20 protein-coding genes and 3 pseudogenes are annotated in these 15,692 nt (G+C 44.0%); 3 read left to right on the top strand and 20 right to left on the bottom strand.

The features are described 5' to 3' along the window. From trmD to kdpF, 14 genes and pseudogenes are all read right to left on the bottom strand, one after another. Positions 1-727 (bottom strand): tRNA (guanosine(37)-N1)-methyltransferase TrmD (gene trmD, locus WKT01_RS04640; RefSeq protein WP_340311534.1); only part of this gene is annotated, 727 nt, incomplete at its 3' end. A 33-nt stretch (positions 728-760) separates the two neighbouring features. Then, positions 761-1,264, bottom strand: coding sequence for a ribosome maturation factor RimM (rimM, locus tag WKT01_RS04635; protein ID WP_117975235.1), 504 nt, complete (start codon positions 1,262-1,264; stop codon positions 761-763). 164 nt (positions 1,265-1,428) lie between these two features. Further along, entirely contained in the window at positions 1,429-1,656 is a 228-nt protein-coding gene (locus WKT01_RS04630; protein ID WP_340311533.1) for a KH domain-containing protein, read from the bottom strand. 25 nt (positions 1,657-1,681) lie between these two features. Beyond that, complete coding sequence (gene rpsP / locus WKT01_RS04625) at positions 1,682-1,927, bottom strand: 30S ribosomal protein S16 (RefSeq protein WP_059068649.1); 246 nt, start codon at positions 1,925-1,927, stop codon at positions 1,682-1,684. 77 nt (positions 1,928-2,004) lie between these two features. After that, positions 2,005-3,372: a signal recognition particle protein gene (gene ffh / locus WKT01_RS04620; protein ID WP_059068647.1), complete on the bottom strand. Its 1,368-nt coding sequence runs from the start codon at positions 3,370-3,372 to the stop codon at positions 2,005-2,007. Between the two features lies 1 nt (position 3,373). Beyond that, positions 3,374-3,724, bottom strand: coding sequence for a YlxM family DNA-binding protein (gene ylxM / locus WKT01_RS04615; protein WP_059068645.1), 351 nt, complete (start codon positions 3,722-3,724; stop codon positions 3,374-3,376). Between the two features lie 77 nt (positions 3,725-3,801). Beyond that, positions 3,802-4,728: a S8 family peptidase gene (locus tag WKT01_RS04610; protein ID WP_270395693.1), complete on the bottom strand. Its 927-nt coding sequence runs from the start codon at positions 4,726-4,728 to the stop codon at positions 3,802-3,804. Between the two features lie 55 nt (positions 4,729-4,783). Further along, positions 4,784-4,948, bottom strand: a pseudogene (locus tag WKT01_RS04605) (DNA-binding response regulator); the annotation flags it as partial. Beyond that, the gene (locus tag WKT01_RS04600; protein WP_270395695.1) at positions 4,944-5,261 is read right to left on the bottom strand and encodes a P-type ATPase; all 318 of its coding nucleotides are present in this window, start codon (positions 5,259-5,261) and stop codon (positions 4,944-4,946) included. The gene WKT01_RS04600 and the pseudogene WKT01_RS04605, both read right to left, overlap by 5 nt. A 202-nt stretch (positions 5,262-5,463) precedes the next feature. After that, positions 5,464-5,709, bottom strand: a complete 246-nt coding sequence (locus WKT01_RS04595; RefSeq protein WP_117975231.1) for a potassium-transporting ATPase subunit C — start codon at positions 5,707-5,709, stop codon at positions 5,464-5,466. A gap of 16 nt (positions 5,710-5,725) precedes the next feature. Beyond that, entirely contained in the window at positions 5,726-5,980 is a 255-nt protein-coding gene (locus WKT01_RS04590; protein ID WP_117975230.1) for a hypothetical protein, read from the bottom strand. Between the two features lie 23 nt (positions 5,981-6,003). Next, positions 6,004-6,330: pseudogene (locus tag WKT01_RS04585) on the bottom strand (potassium-transporting ATPase subunit B); the annotation flags it as partial. Positions 6,331-6,377: 47 nt separating this feature from the next. Then, complete coding sequence (locus tag WKT01_RS04580; RefSeq protein WP_117975229.1) at positions 6,378-8,147, bottom strand: potassium-transporting ATPase subunit KdpA; 1,770 nt, start codon at positions 8,145-8,147, stop codon at positions 6,378-6,380. Positions 8,148-8,172: 25 nt separating this feature from the next. Beyond that, positions 8,173-8,250: a K(+)-transporting ATPase subunit F gene (gene kdpF / locus WKT01_RS13730; RefSeq protein ID WP_117975237.1), complete on the bottom strand. Its 78-nt coding sequence runs from the start codon at positions 8,248-8,250 to the stop codon at positions 8,173-8,175. 322 nt (positions 8,251-8,572) lie between these two features. Here kdpF and WKT01_RS04575 point away from each other — a divergent pair, with 322 nt between their 5' ends. After that, positions 8,573-8,782, top strand: coding sequence for a chorion class high-cysteine HCB protein 13 (locus tag WKT01_RS04575; RefSeq protein ID WP_082667519.1), 210 nt, complete (start codon positions 8,573-8,575; stop codon positions 8,780-8,782). 202 nt (positions 8,783-8,984) lie between these two features. Here WKT01_RS04575 and WKT01_RS04570 read toward each other — a convergent pair whose 3' ends face one another. After that, positions 8,985-9,131 carry a hypothetical protein gene (locus tag WKT01_RS04570; protein ID WP_340311532.1) on the bottom strand — a complete coding sequence of 49 codons (147 nt, stop codon included), beginning with the start codon at positions 9,129-9,131 and terminating at the stop codon, positions 8,985-8,987. A gap of 141 nt (positions 9,132-9,272) precedes the next feature. Between WKT01_RS04570 and WKT01_RS04565 the strand changes: the two genes are divergently transcribed. Next, on the top strand, positions 9,273-9,797 hold the full coding sequence (locus WKT01_RS04565; RefSeq protein WP_059068611.1) for a hypothetical protein: 525 nt from the start codon (positions 9,273-9,275) through the stop codon (positions 9,795-9,797). Then, positions 9,790-10,074 carry a hypothetical protein gene (locus tag WKT01_RS04560; protein ID WP_117975226.1) on the top strand — a complete coding sequence of 95 codons (285 nt, stop codon included), beginning with the start codon at positions 9,790-9,792 and terminating at the stop codon, positions 10,072-10,074. The genes WKT01_RS04565 and WKT01_RS04560 overlap by 8 nt, the downstream gene beginning before the upstream one ends. 104 nt (positions 10,075-10,178) lie before the next feature. Here WKT01_RS04560 and WKT01_RS04555 read toward each other — a convergent pair whose 3' ends face one another. The 5 genes and pseudogenes from WKT01_RS04555 to larB all read right to left on the bottom strand — a co-directional run bounded on the left by WKT01_RS04555 (position 10,179) and on the right by larB (position 15,679). Then, positions 10,179-11,336 carry a DUF4317 domain-containing protein gene (locus WKT01_RS04555; RefSeq protein ID WP_117975225.1) on the bottom strand — a complete coding sequence of 386 codons (1,158 nt, stop codon included), beginning with the start codon at positions 11,334-11,336 and terminating at the stop codon, positions 10,179-10,181. A 98-nt stretch (positions 11,337-11,434) separates the two neighbouring features. Next, entirely contained in the window at positions 11,435-12,742 is a 1,308-nt protein-coding gene (locus WKT01_RS04550; RefSeq protein ID WP_059068607.1) for an MATE family efflux transporter, read from the bottom strand. After that, positions 12,732-13,577, bottom strand: a complete 846-nt coding sequence (gene larE, locus WKT01_RS04545; protein ID WP_340311536.1) for an ATP-dependent sacrificial sulfur transferase LarE — start codon at positions 13,575-13,577, stop codon at positions 12,732-12,734. Before larE ends, WKT01_RS04550 begins: the two co-directional genes overlap by 11 nt. A 57-nt stretch (positions 13,578-13,634) precedes the next feature. Beyond that, a pseudogene (larC, locus tag WKT01_RS04540) lies at positions 13,635-14,936 on the bottom strand (nickel pincer cofactor biosynthesis protein LarC); the annotation flags it as partial. Beyond that, positions 14,933-15,679 (bottom strand): nickel pincer cofactor biosynthesis protein LarB, encoded by a 747-nt coding sequence (gene larB / locus WKT01_RS04535; RefSeq protein WP_059068605.1) that lies wholly within the window; start codon positions 15,677-15,679, stop codon positions 14,933-14,935. The pseudogene larC and the gene larB, both read right to left, overlap by 4 nt. Positions 15,680-15,692: the final 13 nt, after the last annotated feature.

The following is a 15,692-nucleotide window of genomic DNA, read 5'->3' as shown; positions in this document are numbered from 1 at the left end:
TGTTTTGATTTTTCTTTAGAAACTCTTCTTCTGCCTCCGTAAGAACAGCTTTTTCCAGCAGGTCCGGACGATTCTTCCAAGTCCGCAAAATAGACTGTTCCCTTCTCCATTTCTCGATATTGGCATGATGTCCTGAAAGAAGAACCGGCGGCACCTTCTTCCCATGCCATTCTTCCGGTCTTGAATACTGCGGATACTCCAGCAGATTGTCCTGAAAGGATTCAAATTCTGCCGAAACATCATTGTGCAAAACTCCCGGCACCATACGGGCGATCGCATCCACCATCACCATTGCCGGCAGTTCTCCGCCCGTAAGTACATAATCACCGATCGATACATAATCTGTAACGATTTCTTCCAGTACCCTCTCGTCTATCCCTTCATAATGTCCGCACAAAAGGAGCAGATTTTCTTCTTGCGCGAATTCTTCCGCCATCTGCTGCGAAAATGTCTGCCCCTGGGGCGAGAGATAGACCACTCTCGGCTTTTTGCTGAGTTTCTCTGCCACAGACTGATAGGCTAAATATACCGGTTCCGCCTGCATCAACATGCCTGCTCCGCCGCCATAGGGATAATCATCCACACTCTGGTGCTTGTTAAACGCAAAATCCCGGATATTTACCGCATCGATCGTAAGCAGGTCATTTTTCACCGCCCTGCCGATGATACTCGTATTCAATCCACTCATGACCATATCCGGAAACAGTGTCAATATATGAAAATGCATTGTTTTTTCTCTTGCTCCTTTCTGCGGCAAAGACTAGATCAATCCCTTCAAAAGGAAAATCTCCATCTTTCCTGCCTCTACGTCCACCCTGCGTATACACTGCTTGATCGCGGGAACAAGCACTTCTCCATGTTCTATAGAGTCAATGACATACACTTCGTTAGCTCCCGTCTCTATAACGTCCTTTAAAATCCCAAATTTCCCCGTCTGTGTATAGACATCCATTCCGATCAGATCTCCGATATAATATTCGTCCTCACCAAGTTCCACCGCATCCTCACGCGGTACAAAAAGCGCTTTCCCTTTGTATTTCTCTATCTCATTTATATTGTCGATCCCCTCAAATTTTACGATCACCAAATTTTTAAAAAATCTTACACCTTGTATTTTGAGGGAGATCTGTTCTTTTCCTGTTTCCAGTATCACATTTTTCAATTTTTTAAAACGTTCCGGATCATCTGTCGTAGGAAACACCTTGACTTCTCCCCGGATCCCATGTGTCGATGTGATAACCCCAACCTGCAGCAGCTGTTCCATTTCCATATCTCCTTGTATAATATCTTTTTACCGAAAGATCGATCCTTGCAAAGCTTTTTGCTTTCAATAGAAAGCAATTTCCTATGAAATCAAAAAAAGGCAGCTTCCATATCCTATCTATGAAGGCTGCCCCTTTTCACAGGCTCTTCACGCCCGCGCCTTATCTACATGATGTCCACGACAACTCTTTTATCTTCTTTCGCCGCCGCTGCTTTTACCACAGAACGGATCGCCTTTGCGATACGTCCCTGCTTACCGATAACTTTTCCCATATCTCCATCGGATACATGCAGCTCAAGTACTGTCGTTCTTCCGTCCTGTCTCTCTGTTACAGAGACACCGTCCGGATCATCTACCAACGCTTTCGCGATCACTTCTACTAATTCTTTCATTTACGCGCACCTCCGCGAAAACAGCTTATTTCTCAATTCCTGCTGCTTTGAAAATCTTGCCTACAACTTCTGTTGGCTGTGCTCCATTATTGAGCCATCTTTTTGCTGCTTCCTCATCTACTTTGAATACGCTTGGTTCCTGATTCGGATCATATGTTCCGATCTCCTCGATAAATCTTCCGTCTCTTGGGGACCTTGAATCAGCCACTACGATTCTATAAAAAGGAGCCTTCTTCTGTCCCATTCTTCTTAATCTGATTTTTACTGCCATTTTCTTTCACCTCTGTTTTTTCTTTCTTTTCATTTAGTTTTTCGTCTCTTCCGCTGTGCAAAAAAGACATCTATGTGTTAAAAAGGAAGTTTAAATCTGCCTTTTTTACCACCTCTGCCGCCCATCATGCCAGGAAGCTTTTTCATCATCTTCCTGGTCTCATTGAACTGCTTTACCATCCGGTTTACTTCTGCGATATCTACACCGGCGCCTTTTGCGATCCTGTGCTTCCGAGAAGGATTTAACATCTCCGGATTTCTTCTCTCCTCCACCGTCATAGAATAGATGATAGCTTCCATCCGCGCCATTTTCTTTTCATTCTCTTCCGTGTCAAGCTCCGGCATCTTACCTTTTCCAAAGCCGCCCATGCCGCCAAGTCCCGGCATCATACCCAGAATACTGGAAAGCCCTCCCATCTTCTTCATCTGATTCATACTCTCTAAATAATCCTCAAAATCAAACTGGGCTTTCTTCATCTTGTCTGCCATCTGCCTGGCCTTTTCTTCATCCAGTTCGGCTCCAGCCTTCTCGATCAGGGTCAGGACATCGCCCATCCCCAATATACGGGAAGCCATTCTGTCCGGATAAAACTGTTCCAAATCGGACAGCTTTTCTCCCATACCTACATAAAGGATCGGACATCCCGTAACTGCTTTGATGGAAAGCGCAGCACCGCCTCGTGTATCGCCGTCCAATTTCGTGACGATCACGCCGTCAATCCCTATCTTTTCATTGAAACTTCCGGCTACATTCACCGCATCTTGCCCAGTCATGGCATCTACGACTAAAATCGTCTGATGAACTTCTACCGACTGCTTGATCTCCTGCAGTTCCTCCATCATCTCTTCATCTATATGAAGGCGGCCTGCCGTATCCAGGATCACCAGATTATTGTGATTCTTTTTCGCATGTTCAACAGCCGCTTTCGCAATATCCGCAGGACGATTCTTCTCACCCATAGAGAAGACTTCCACTCCCTGTTTTTCTCCGTTTATCTGCAGCTGTTTGATCGCCGCAGGGCGGTATACATCACAAGCGACCAGAAGCGGCTTCTTTCCTTTCACTTTATACTTTCCGGCAAGCTTAGCCGTCGTCGTCGTTTTACCGGCACCCTGAAGACCTGCCATCATGATCACTGTGATCGCGCTTCCCGGCTGTAATTTAATCTCCGTGGTTTCAGAACCCATCAGTTTAATGAGTTCTTCATTTACGATCTTGATCACCATCTGACCGGGATTCAGTCCGTTCATCACATCCTGCCCGACTGCGCGCTCCTGCACACTTTTTACAAAACCTTTGACTACCTTGAAATTGACATCCGCCTCCAAAAGCGCCATCTTGACTTCTTTTAAAGCGGCTTTTACGTCGTCTTCTGTCAGACGGCCTTTGCTTCTTAAGTTTTTAAACACATTTTGAAGTTTCTCTGTTAAACTGTCAAATGCCATCCTACAACTCCTCTATAATTTTATCCGCGATCTTACGAACTTCGGTTATCATTTTCTGTGTATCTGTCTTTTCGTTTCCGTACATCTCCAAAATCCTGTCGATCTCATGCACCTTTTCTTTAACAGAAACGAACTTTTCTACAAGATGCAGTTTTTCTTCATAGCCCTCCAAAATCCTTTGACAGCGTTTCACTATATCGTGGACTCCCTGCCTGCTGATTCCGGCGCTTAACGCGATCTCACGCAAGGATAAATCTTCCAGGACAAACTGTTCGTAGATTTCCTTTTGATGTTCTGTCAAAAGTTCTCCGTAAAAATCATACAGCAATGCCTGTTTAAAAATCTCATCCATTTTCATCACCTTTGTTATATTACATGAAAAGAAAGGGGTTGTCAAGCTTTTTCTCTTGACACCTTCTCAGGACTTTTTCACGTACTGCGGGACAATAATTTTTCCACCTGCAGCATTCCCCATCCGGGTTCTTTCTCTCTCCTGGTACAGGAAGCGCGCAATTTCAACTTCACTTCTGCATTTGTCATATCCGGTTCTTTGGACAGAAGACAGGCGATTGCGCCTGCTACTACCGGTGTTGCCATAGATGTTCCACTTTTGCTTGTATAAAATCCTTCCGTCTTCTTGTTAAACCGGCTATTGCAGCTTATGACCCCAGTTCCCGGCGCCAGGACATCCGGCTTTACCACGCACTGTTCCGTAGGACCTCGCCCGGAATAATTCTTAATTTTCCCTTTTCCGCCTATAACCGGCAGTTTCACAGATGTTTCTGCATAATCCGGTACCCCGACCGTGATCACCTTGGGACTGTTTCCTGGTACTGCTACAGTTCCGGCCTCCGGCCCATAATTGCCGGCAGATACAACGACGACAACTCCCTGATCCCACAAATCTTCTACCGCCTCTAATAGGAGCTCTTTTTGATATTTTTCCAGATCAGGGTGTGTTCCCACCGAAATATTCACAATCCGGACAGAATATTTTGTCCGCAGCTTTGTGAGCCATTCAATCCCATCCAAAATTGTCCGAACAGCTCCGTTCCCTTCCTTATCTAGCACCTTTCCTATCAGAAGTCCTGCTTTGGGCGCCATTCCTGCGTAATTTCCCTGAGATCTGCATCCGCTTCCCGCCAGAATACCAGCCACATGAGTACCATGCCCGCTGTCATCATAAGCCTCCCGCTCCTGCCCGGTAAAATCCTTAAATGCCAGAATCCTGCCGGCAAAATCAGGGTGCTGTGCTATCCCCGTATCTAATATCGCCGCACATACACCCTGTCCTATATACTTGCCGGATATGGTATCTTCACACCAGTATCCTGTCGTTTCTTTTACCCATCTCATACAAACACCTTTTTTACCAGAATATGAATCTTACATCGAAAAGTGTTTATTTTCTTTACCCCTGACCAGATGTCGCCTTATCTTCCACCTTATCTAAGATGAACTGATAGGTCAGGACCTTTCCCACATTCTGTGCCAACAGGCAAAGAAGACTATGTTCCAGCGGCATCAAATGTATTTCACGCCCTTCTACCGATACTGTTCCGGCTCCATAATCAATCAATACAAATGGCCGTAAGCACTGTAAGAAAAATCTCTAAAGAAATTTCACTGGGCGTCTTTTTTCGTGCTGCTCCTTCCACCACTACACCGTCAGCCGGAATATGCTGTCCGGCTTCTACCAATACCAGATCTCCTATATGCAGCATGGACGACCATACTTTCTCTTTCTTGTCTTTTTCCTCCGGCGAAGCTATCCCATACGCCGTCACATCCCTTCTGGACTGGCGCAATGCAGCTGCCTGCGTCTTACCCTGCCCTTCTGCGAGCGCTTCCGCAAAATTTGCAAATAGCACAGTAAGCCAAAGCGTCATCGCTATTGCAAACGTAAAGCCAACAGATGTATCCTGCCATCCGAATACTCCTGCTGCGTATAACAATGTTGTAACACACGCACATAGATATACAAAAAACATCACCGGATTTTTTATCTCTGTCTTTGGAGACAATTTAACAAACGAATCTTTTGCTGCTCTGATGAGCAACTTCTTTGTTATCAGTCTATCCTTCTGTATCCTAATACATATTATAATGTACCGAAGGAACTCTTCCATGAAAGTATTCGTCTCTCTCAAATGCCTGTCCGACCAATTCAGAACCTATCGATTTTCCGTTTACTTCAATCATATTTCCGTTTGCCTGTTTGTTGAAAAATAACTGCCCTAGCCCGGTAAGTGCAAACGGATATAAAACTCCACAAATAACGAATAACGCCAATGTAAGAAACAGCGCTCTCTTAAAATACATTCCAAAACTTTTCATTTTTCTTCTCCTACCTTTATAATCCAATCAGTACAAGCAGCGGGGTTACGATCAGATCGATCAATTTGATCCCGATAAATGGAAGGATCAATCCGCCCACACCATAGATCCCCATATTCTTAAGAAGCATCTTTTCTGAACTCATTGGTCTGTACTTTACGCCCCGCATTGCGATCGGTATCAGACACGGAATGATGACCGCATTGAATATCAATGCAGAAAGTATCGCGCTATATGGAGTTGACAGATGCATGATATTCAATATTTCCATCTGCCTGCTCTTTTTTTATCATTTGCCATCGTATCTCTCTTTGTTTTTTTCAAAGATTCTGCCTGCGCTTTACCGCGTCCTTCTGCAACAGACTCTGCAAAGTTCGCAAACAGCACTGTAATAAACAAGATCACTGTTACGATTCCGTTATACAGTCTCAATGTACTGTCATCTCCAAATACAGTCGGCATGATCGTCATCACCATCGCTAACACAAATCCGATTTCAACAACGAACATAACAGGATTCTTTATCATATATCTGGGATCCAATTTTTGGAAAGCACCTATAACAGAGCTTTTTAGTATATCCCGTGTAATAAATTTTGTTCTTTTTTCTTGTTTAGTCATCTCAATCGATATCCTTTCTCAACCTCAATTCTCTGCTCCTGTCTAAATCATGACATCCACAAAACAAGATGTTCCGCGATCGGTCCAAGCGCCAATGCCGGGAAGAATGTCAATGCTGTGAAAATATATACAACCGCTACGAGGATGATTACAAAAATAGAGTTATCTGTTCTCAATGTACCGACCGTCTCATTGACACGTTTCTTTGCCAGCAGGCTTCCTGCGATCGCCAGCTGTGCGATGATCGCAATGTATCTTCCGAAAAACATCGCAAGTCCTGTTGTGATATTCCAGAAATAGGTGTTATCGGCAAGTCCTTCAAAACCAGAACCATTGTTGGCCGCTGATGACGCGTATTCATACAATACCTGGGTCAGTCCGTGAAATCCCGGATTCGTGATTCCTTCCAGTCCTGCAGACGTCATGACTGCAAAAGCAGAAAATCCAAGAATCAGAAGCGGGTGTATGATCAGTACGACAGCGACTAATTTCATCTCGCATCCTTCTATCTTCTTTCCTAAATATTCCGGCGTACGCCCGATCATCAGGCCGCAGAGGAATACTGCGAGGATAACGTACATGATCATATTCATCAGCCCTACGCCTTTTCCTCCGAACACACAGTTTAACATCATATGCAGCAGCGGGACCATGCCGCCAAGAGGGGTCAGTGTATCATGCATATTGTTCACGGTTCCTGTTGTAAAAGAAGTAGTGACTGTCGTAAACAAGGAAGATTGTGCAGTCCCAAATCTAACTTCTTTGCCTTCCATACTTCCCATATCCTGATTCAGACCGCACTGTTCCAAAACAGGATTTCCGGCACTCTCAGAGAAAAAGCACAGCGTAAGTCCGATCAGGAACAGCACGGACATGGCTGCAAAAACTGTTCTCCCCTGTTTTCCAAAGAATACCTTTTTTGCCGGAGCTTTCTTTGCTGCTGTAGGAGCATCCTTCACTGTCTGTGCCGCACGCACGACCCTCTCTTCTTTTCTTCTGGACATTGTCATTCTTCCAAATGTGATGACACATGCACCTGGAAGCAACATCATGGACCATAATTCGATCAGATCTGTAATAATCGTTGGATTTTCAAATGGTGCCGTTGAATTCGCACCAAAGAAGCCGCCTCCGTTTGTTCCCAGATGTTTGATGATCTCCAGTGCTGCTACCGGTCCTGTCTGAATATCCTGGAACTTTCCTTCCAGCGTCTGTACAGTAAAGTTTGCCTGAAATGTTTCCGGAACTCCCTGCCATATCAGGAGCAGACCTCCGATGATGGATAATGGGATCATGAGCCTGGTCGTAATCCTCACCATATCTTCATAAAAATTGCCCACATCTTTTCTTTTGCCCGCCAGCCCGCGGCAAAATGCCATGCATGCGGCATAGCCGGAAGCCGCTGACGTAAACATCATAAAGACGATGACCAACATTTGACTTAAATAGGAAAGTCCCGATTCACCGGAATAGTGCTGTAAGTTTGTATTCGTCATGAAGCTGATGATGGTATTAAATGACAAAGTAGATTCCATGCCTTCCATCCCATTAGGATTTGCCGCCAAAATCCCCTGAAATCTCAAGATCAAATATCCTATCACTACCATCACCGCATTTGTCATGATGAGATGCAGTGCATACTGCTTCCAGTTCATCCCTTCCCTTTTTATCCTGCATACTTTATAAATCACACCGTCCACACGATCGAAAACCGGATCTGCAAACGTCCTCTGGTTCGCCGCAATGTGATACATATAAGTTCCTACCGGGATGACCAGCGCTATATATATTGCAAGTGTTAATATAATCTGTAACATGTATTTATCCTCCACTTATCCTAAACTATAATTTTTCTGGATATACCAACGCATAGAGCAGATACCCTGCCAATAAGATGATAATAATTCCAAGCGCGATCATTTTTCTTCCTCCTGACCTTCCATCTTAGGTACTCTTACCTGTTTTTCACACCAGTCTGCCAGAAGCTTCATAAGCCCAAAGCAAACAAAAAACGTTAAAAACATAAGAACATCCATCATAGCTTTTTCATTCCTTTCTTTTGTTTGTATTAAACATATACGTTCAGCACATAAGAAAATGTAGCACAACAGATATAAAATCTGGATAATAGTAAAGGCAGCCCCTATTAAAATGGTATTAAAATGTTTTTTCTTTTTCCTCACACATTCTCTGAAGAGGCATATTATGTAACTGTAAATAAACATATTTGGAGGATTTCAATATGAGTGAATTAAGTGCTACAAACTGTGGATGCGGATGCGAAAATGGAGGCGGAATGTCTTCCTGTCTGTGGATCATTATCCTGCTTTGCTGCTGCGGCGGATGTGGAAATGGTTTTGGCGGCGGTTTCGGCGGCAATGACAGCTGCCTGTGGATCATCTTACTTCTGTGCTGCTGCGGCGGTTTCGGAAATAACGGCTGTGGATGCTGATCCATATGTGATCACTGATTTTAACAAGCTGCGGCTTGGGCGGGTAAAACATCCGCCCAAGCCGCAGCCTTTTATTTTTTTCTGTGCTCTCCAGTAATACTGTCATTTTTTATATACATACTAAAATTCAAGTTTTATAACTGTCGATACGATGTTATCTCAACATCCTTGCCTTCAGTCAAAGAACGATTTTCTCTTGTCTTTATTCTGTTGAGTCCGTTTTTTTGGTTTGTTTCATACTTTTGTCTGTATTCGTCTGTTCTTTTTTCTCCTCCTTCTTTTTTTGAAGCATACATTCCTCATCTAATTCATAAACCGCATTTCCATCAATGATCAATCTTCTTTTCATATTATACGCACCATTTTTTATCTTCTTATTACAATATGTAACGTACAATATATGCGTGTGCCTCCCCTATGCCGTCCCGGCGAAATCATATTTTTGCTTCCAAAGACATATATATTTATAACGCTGTATCCAGGAGCGCTTATGGAGAAAAAAACGCCCAGACTGATGACCCCTTTTGATGCTCTCGTCACCCCTCCTATACTTCAGACATTAAAACTTATACTCCCCTACACGCCTGTATCGGGGCAGCAAATATTGGGAACCTTTATCAAATTTGTCGAATTAAAAGAGACACTGGCCTTTTTCCAAAAACGCGGTCCTGCCTTGCACTCTCAAACGTTTAGCAAGCCTTTCCCCTCTTCCCCGGCAGAAATATTGGATGATATGGCACCCTATCTTCCCCCGGAAGAATCTTCTGCTCTGGAACAATTTTCTAATATGATGCAGATGATGGAAATGCTGAAAGTGTTTCAAGAATCCTATGCTCCTGCTGACTCTGGATCCGAAAACTCTCATCCGCAGATGGGCATTTCTCCAATGGATATGATGATGGGAATGCTTACTCCTGAACAAAAAGAAATGTTTGAGACATATAATTCTCTATTTTCCAATAATGATATTACTAACATACAAAAATCACAAAAAGGAGATGATACGATTGAATGAATGGCTCAACCATCCGGCTATGAAAAATATGGATCCCGCCAAATTAGAACTGATCAAATTGGCGGCACAACAGACTGCCGGAAAATCTGGCAAAGAACTGGCTCCGATCCTGCTTGCACTCATCACAAATGCAAATAAAAAAGGCTTAAGCTTTACCCCCGATGAAGCTTCCCTTATCTTTGAAATACTAAAAGAAGGGAAATCAAAAGAAGAACAGGAACAAATCAATAGAACAATACAAATGACAAACAATCTCTTCCAAAGGCAAAAACATTAAATTAGAATTCAACTGATAAAATGGCGTAAAAAATATGTGTATTTTGCATGAGCGAAAATTTCGGCAAATCCCTGACGGACCATGCAAAATACACATTTTATGCGCTACTTTGTGGATGAACTTCTTATTTCTTCTCTTTTTATTGTTTTTACCTGTATCCCATTTACTTCTATGTGATCATCTACCGGTATTACGAGGCATTGTCTTCCATCTATGATCCTGGTTTCTACCAAATCTGCCCGCTCAGGATTGACTTTGATCACCACGTCCGGAGTCTCAATATTAAATTTCCTTACCTCGGTAATGTTGGATGCCAAAAGAGAGGCTTTTTCTCCTGCATTTTCTTCAAAATTCTTTTCGAAATCCTCCATTTTCTCGTTAGAAACTCCGCTTTTTTCAAAAATCTTTTTCACATCTGTCTTGTCTAACGCCAGTGGTTCCGGTTCTTCCTTATGCTCCTCTATCATTTCATGAAGTGTCTCATGGATATTCCGGACCGTCTCATAATCTCCATCTTCTCCCAAGGTATCTTCTATGATCATCTGAAACGTCTCCTTTTGTGTGTCCGCGGACATTGGCATAGATGCTCCCAGTACATGTTCAGCCATCTCCGGCTGCAGATCTTCCGATTTTTTCGTATAATACAGTACTCCATGAAGATCTGTGCTGCGATCTGTAAACGCTGGGAATAAGAACCCTTTGTCCGGCATATCCACCACCCAATCCCTCACTCTTTCCTCAATACGGTTATCCTGCGCATTGTAGGAGAGTCCGGCTTTCGAAAGAGAAACCGGACAGATACTGCACAGGAGATATTCATATACTTCATCCGATGCATCGAACATCTCTATTCCGTCTGACGATTTTCCCGGTATATCATACATTGCATGGATCAGTATAATATAATAATTTTCTTCATATATGTAACTTTCGATCACTTTATCATAAAATTCTTCCAGAAGCATATCATCTTCCAATTTACTGTTTTTCAGCTTCAGCAAAAATTCCTGTGTGCCGCCCGGCATTTCGGCATCCAGTGGAAACGACATGTTGAGCATATTCTTTCCCATTGTCCCGGATAGAGTCTTCTTAAATATATCAAAATATTTAAATGCCTCTTCCTCCGGCAAAGACAAAAAAGCCTCCTTGGCTTCCATCTTTTTATTCTTTTCATGATCTACATAACACCCGCAGATTCTTGTGATCGCACAATTGGCAGGTGTAAATTGTTTTCGTATCTCTAATACTTCTTTTTTATTCATCATTACTCCCTCTTTCTTGATCATATATATACCGTATGATGCGCAGCACGCCCGCCTGCAAGGCATAAATTACGGGATGCCCGGATGGGCATGCCTTTTTATCTTACAATACATTTCCTTTTTACAAAAGAACTATTTTGCAGCTTTGCAAGAATAGCCGTCATTATCTGGGCGCCCAGAACAGAACTCCATAGTCCGCTTATCCCCATCCTGTCAGGCAAAAACAGCAAAAACACAAACAAAAAGACCGCTTCTGCATACACCAAAATATAGGATTGTATACTCTTTTCACTGGCATAAAAAACAGATGTGGTGATCCTTGTATAAGATAAAAAAAGAAAACCTGCAAGAAAAAACGGCAGCGCCTCTGCCACTTCTTGATTTACCGCAGAGGAAGCCCCAAACAGACTGCCTGCCACTTTCCGCGCAAAATATAAGACAACGGCACTTACAGCTGCCACGGCCGCAGCCATCCTATAAGCCATAGATCCCGCATGGCGCATTTTTTCCTTATCCTGCCGTCCATAATACTGGCTGATCAATGGCTGACTCCCATCCCCTACGCCTTGCAGCAGCATATAAACGATCGTTGTCACATATGCCACACAGGCATAACATGCGACCGCCTCTGTCCCCCCTGTCCGCATTGCAAAACGGTTCATCAACATCAATGTAAGCATGGGAGAAAATGTAATGCCAAAAGGAGACACAGCAATTTTCAGAATTGTCATATATACTGTCTTCTTCCTGTTTACATCCGGAAGGAGAAAGGGGCACCTTTTCCAGACAAAATAGAGCATTCCCCCTGCCGCTGTCACTGCCTGTCCGATCACAGTAGCTGCCGCTGCACCTTTTATCCCAAACGGGAACACCCACACAAAGAAATAATCCAATATGATATTTGCCGCAAATCCTGCTGCCATGCTCCCCATGGCATATAAAGAGCCGCCCATATTCCGGATCAACGGCACCACACCGGTTCCAAATATCTGAAATATACTGCCTAAACTGATCACAAACAAATATTCTTCTCCCAGTTCAAACACCTCTCCTTGCGCCCCCAATAAAATAAGGATTGGACGTCTGGCAAAAAAAGCCAATAACATAATACTTAAACTGCTGATAAGAAGCAGAATTAAAGTGCCGCTAAAGTACGCATTTTGCTCTTTTTGCTTTCCTTGCGCTGCCCGGATAGCATATTGGACAGCGCCTCCCATCCCGATCCCTGTGCCTGCTGCCTGCAGCAATGCCGTAACAGGATAGGCGATATTGATCGTCGAAAGCCCCACATCCCCAATGCTGTTTCCTACAAAAAAACCATCTACGATCGCATAGACACCTGATAGAGCAAACGCAAGAACAGAGGGAATTACACAGATAAAAAATTCCCGTCTGTTATGTCTCATCTTTCTCTCCATCTTCTATATCTGCATCCATGCTGCCAGATCGAAAGCCTTCTAGATCGATCGAAATATATACATAACCGAGTCCTTTTAAGTATTGTATGATCTCCTTTTTTCTTTTCAGTACCTCGCCTAATTCTGCCGCCTTTACCTCTATTCTGGCAAGTTTCCCATGAACCCGCAGCCTGACTGTAGAAAAACCTAGGGATCGCAAAAAACGTTCCCCTTGTTCCGCTTGTTCCATCCGCTCATAGGACAGTTTTGTCCCATAAGGAAAACGGGTAGCCAGACAAGGGCCGGATGGACGTTTTGCCACAGAAATCTGATAAGTCTGTGCCAACTCTCTTATTTCCTTCTTCGTCATCCCACATTCTGCCAGCGGGCTTAAAATCCCGAGTTCCTTAATGGCCTGTATTCCCGGTCTGTATACATGCAGATCATCTTCATTGGTTCCTTCTACCAGACAGTTAACTCCTAGTTCTGCCGCCGTTTTTATCATTTTTTGAAATATATATTTCTTACAAAGATAACAGCGTTCTTTCGGATTGTCAGAAATGTCTGCTTCCTTCAATTCATCTACAAAAACAATTTTATGGACAGCTCCTATTTCTTCTGCCACCTTCGCCGCCGTCTCCAGATCCTCCGCTGGGTGCAGCCTGGAATGTACTGTGATCGCATAAACCTTCTGTCCTTCATCTGCCGCTTCACAGGCAAGCTTTAAAAGCAGACTGCTGTCCACTCCACCGGAAAATGCAACCGCCACACCATTCTTCGTACATTCTTTCATTTTTTGAAAAAGTGCCGCGCACTTTTCATCATACCTTATCGTACGGAGCATGCCCGCCTGTAAGTCATGTGCTGCGAGGTGCCCGGATGGATATAACTTTTCCTTATATTCCTCCGCAATAATCTGATAGACCTCCTGGTAAGATTTATCATGCTGTCGACTCAATGCTCTGACACTTTCATACTCAGGATAAACACGATCACCGTCCTCGATACCGCACACTTTTACCCTGGCTGTCCCCAGAGAAGTCTGCACAGTCTGTATCTCCCGCTTAAGTACCGCGCGCTCTATTTTCTGCCGTCTGATCCCGATCGTCGTTGTCTCCTTAAAAATCATCTTTTCCAGTGCCGAAACCCTTTCCTCTGTACAGATAACACTCAATTGATAAGCCGGCCGGTTCTTCTTCATATAGATTGGAGAATAGTATACGTCTCTTGCCCCTGCTTCAAACAATCTCTCCATCACATATCCAAGGACTTCCCCTGTACAATCGTCTATATTTGTCTCCAATTTATATATATTGTCTCGTTCTCCCGCCTTTTCTTCCTCATCTGTCTCGATCAACATCGCCCGCAGCAGACTGGGATATGCATAGTTTCTCTTTCCTGCTCCCAGCCCTGTCTTTTTGATATAGAATGTATCTGGCAGTTTATCCGTCGTTTTGATAGCCGCCGCGATCGCTGCTCCTGTCGGTGTTACCAATTCTCCCTCTCTCTGCGTAATATGAAGATGCAGAGCATATGCCTCTGCTGTCGCCGCCACTGCCGGAACCGGTATCGCCATCCAGCCATGCTGACACCGGATAAAGCCAGTCCCCTCATAAAGCACAGGCAGGATCGTCTCCTCAATCCCCAGATTATCCAGACATACTGCTGCCGCTATGATATCTACAATGGAGTCTACAGCTCCCACTTCATGAAAATGCACATGTTCTTTGTCGGTCCCATGTGCCTTCGCTTCTGCCTGAGCAAGAATATGGAAAATACGTATTGCTTTTTTCCTCGCTCCTTCCGTCATTTCTGCGTGATCGATGATTTCCAATATATCTTTTAACCCTCTGTGTACATGATCATGCCCCTGTTGAGCATGGCCGTGCTCGCCATGAGAATGCTCTGTATGCATATGTCCTGTATGTGTATGCCCCGGATGTATATGTTCTTCCTGTGTTCCATACAGATATTCCATATCGTGATCATAATTTTCATGCTGTTCATCTAAAAGAACCGCAAAATCACAGGCGTCTATCCCAGCCCTTTTGACCCGACTGATACGAGTCGAAAATCCGTCTAAGGGAAGGCTCGCAAGCACTTTATCTAACACCGCTTCATCCGCCCCCAGATCCAGAAGCGCCGCCACCACCATGTCTCCGCTGATTCCTGTATAACATTCCAGATATAATGTCTGTTTCATCTTTTTGCCCCCAATCTATTGATCTGTGTAGCAATATAGCCTGCTCCATAACCATTATCAATATTTACCACTGCAATCCCATTGGCACAGGAGTTGATCATCGTCAGCAGTGCCGATAAACCATTTAAATTTGCACCATATCCTACAGAAGTAGGAACCGCGATCACAGGCTTATCCACCAGACCTCCCATCACACTGGCAAGCGCCCCTTCCATGCCTGCCACTGCAACCACACAATTCGCGCTCTGTATCACATCCAGTCTGGACATCAGACGATGGATCCCACTGACACCTACATCATAGATCCTCTCCACATGGCTTCCAAAATACTCCGCCGTCTGCGCCGCTTCTTCCGCCACCGGAATATCTGCCGTTCCTGCCGTACAGACAGCGATCTTCCCGATACGCTTTTTTCCTTTCTTCTCCAACTTCAAAATATGGGAGATCTCATCATACTCTATATCCGGAAGTATGGTTTTCACTAGCTGATACTGCTCTTTCGACGCACGAGTTCCAAAAACTTCGCCATCTTCTTCATACAGCTTTTTATAAATATGGAGCAAATGTTCATCTGCTTTGCCGCTGCAAAATATAACCTCCGCAAAACCCGAACGCAGTTTTCTGTGTACATCCAACTTTGCATATCCCATTTCTTCAAAAGGCGCTCTGCGCAGGTACTGTGCCGCTTCCTCCACCGACATATCCCCCGTTTTCACCTGCTCTAAAATATCCTGTACTTCCATATGCTATCCTTTC

The sequence above is a fragment of the Mediterraneibacter sp. ICN-202921 genome (assembly GCF_037890075.1).
GTDB classification, from domain to species: domain Bacteria; phylum Bacillota; class Clostridia; order Lachnospirales; family Lachnospiraceae; genus Mediterraneibacter; species Mediterraneibacter massiliensis.
The sequence above is the reverse complement of the archived record's forward strand: the minus strand, read 5'-3'. Positions and strand labels throughout refer to the sequence as shown.

Excerpts from the sequence above, each read along its gene's own strand:
- rimM (WP_117975235.1), bottom strand. The coding sequence starts at position 1,264 with ATGGAACAGCTGCTGCAGGTTGGGGTTATCACATCGACACATGGGATC.
- WKT01_RS04610 (WP_270395693.1), bottom strand. The coding sequence starts at position 4,728 with ATGAGATGGGTAAAAGAAACGACAGGATACTGGTGTGAAGATACCATA.
- WKT01_RS04595 (WP_117975231.1), bottom strand. The coding sequence starts at position 5,709 with ATGAAAAGTTTTGGAATGTATTTTAAGAGAGCGCTGTTTCTTACATTG.
- WKT01_RS04555 (WP_117975225.1), bottom strand. The coding sequence starts at position 11,336 with ATGAATAAAAAAGAAGTATTAGAGATACGAAAACAATTTACACCTGCC.
- WKT01_RS04630 (WP_340311533.1), bottom strand. The coding sequence starts at position 1,656 with ATGAAAGAATTAGTAGAAGTGATCGCGAAAGCGTTGGTAGATGATCCG.
- WKT01_RS04550 (WP_059068607.1), bottom strand. The coding sequence starts at position 12,742 with ATGAGACATAACAGACGGGAATTTTTTATCTGTGTAATTCCCTCTGTT.
- kdpF (WP_117975237.1), bottom strand. The coding sequence starts at position 8,250 with ATGATCGCGCTTGGAATTATTATCATCTTATTGGCAGGGTATCTGCTC.
- WKT01_RS04600 (WP_270395695.1), bottom strand. The coding sequence starts at position 5,261 with ATGACGCTTTGGCTTACTGTGCTATTTGCAAATTTTGCGGAAGCGCTC.
- WKT01_RS04565 (WP_059068611.1), top strand. The coding sequence starts at position 9,273 with ATGGAGAAAAAAACGCCCAGACTGATGACCCCTTTTGATGCTCTCGTC.
- WKT01_RS04570 (WP_340311532.1), bottom strand. The coding sequence starts at position 9,131 with ATGAAAAGAAGATTGATCATTGATGGAAATGCGGTTTATGAATTAGAT.
- ffh (WP_059068647.1), bottom strand. The coding sequence starts at position 3,372 with ATGGCATTTGACAGTTTAACAGAGAAACTTCAAAATGTGTTTAAAAAC.
- larB (WP_059068605.1), bottom strand. The coding sequence starts at position 15,679 with ATGGAAGTACAGGATATTTTAGAGCAGGTGAAAACGGGGGATATGTCG.
- larE (WP_340311536.1), bottom strand. The coding sequence starts at position 13,577 with ATGCTCCGTACGATAAGGTATGATGAAAAGTGCGCGGCACTTTTTCAA.
- ylxM (WP_059068645.1), bottom strand. The coding sequence starts at position 3,724 with ATGGATGAGATTTTTAAACAGGCATTGCTGTATGATTTTTACGGAGAA.
- rpsP (WP_059068649.1), bottom strand. The coding sequence starts at position 1,927 with ATGGCAGTAAAAATCAGATTAAGAAGAATGGGACAGAAGAAGGCTCCT.
- WKT01_RS04590 (WP_117975230.1), bottom strand. The coding sequence starts at position 5,980 with ATGGAAATATTGAATATCATGCATCTGTCAACTCCATATAGCGCGATA.
- WKT01_RS04580 (WP_117975229.1), bottom strand. The coding sequence starts at position 8,147 with ATGTTACAGATTATATTAACACTTGCAATATATATAGCGCTGGTCATC.
- WKT01_RS04575 (WP_082667519.1), top strand. The coding sequence starts at position 8,573 with ATGAGTGAATTAAGTGCTACAAACTGTGGATGCGGATGCGAAAATGGA.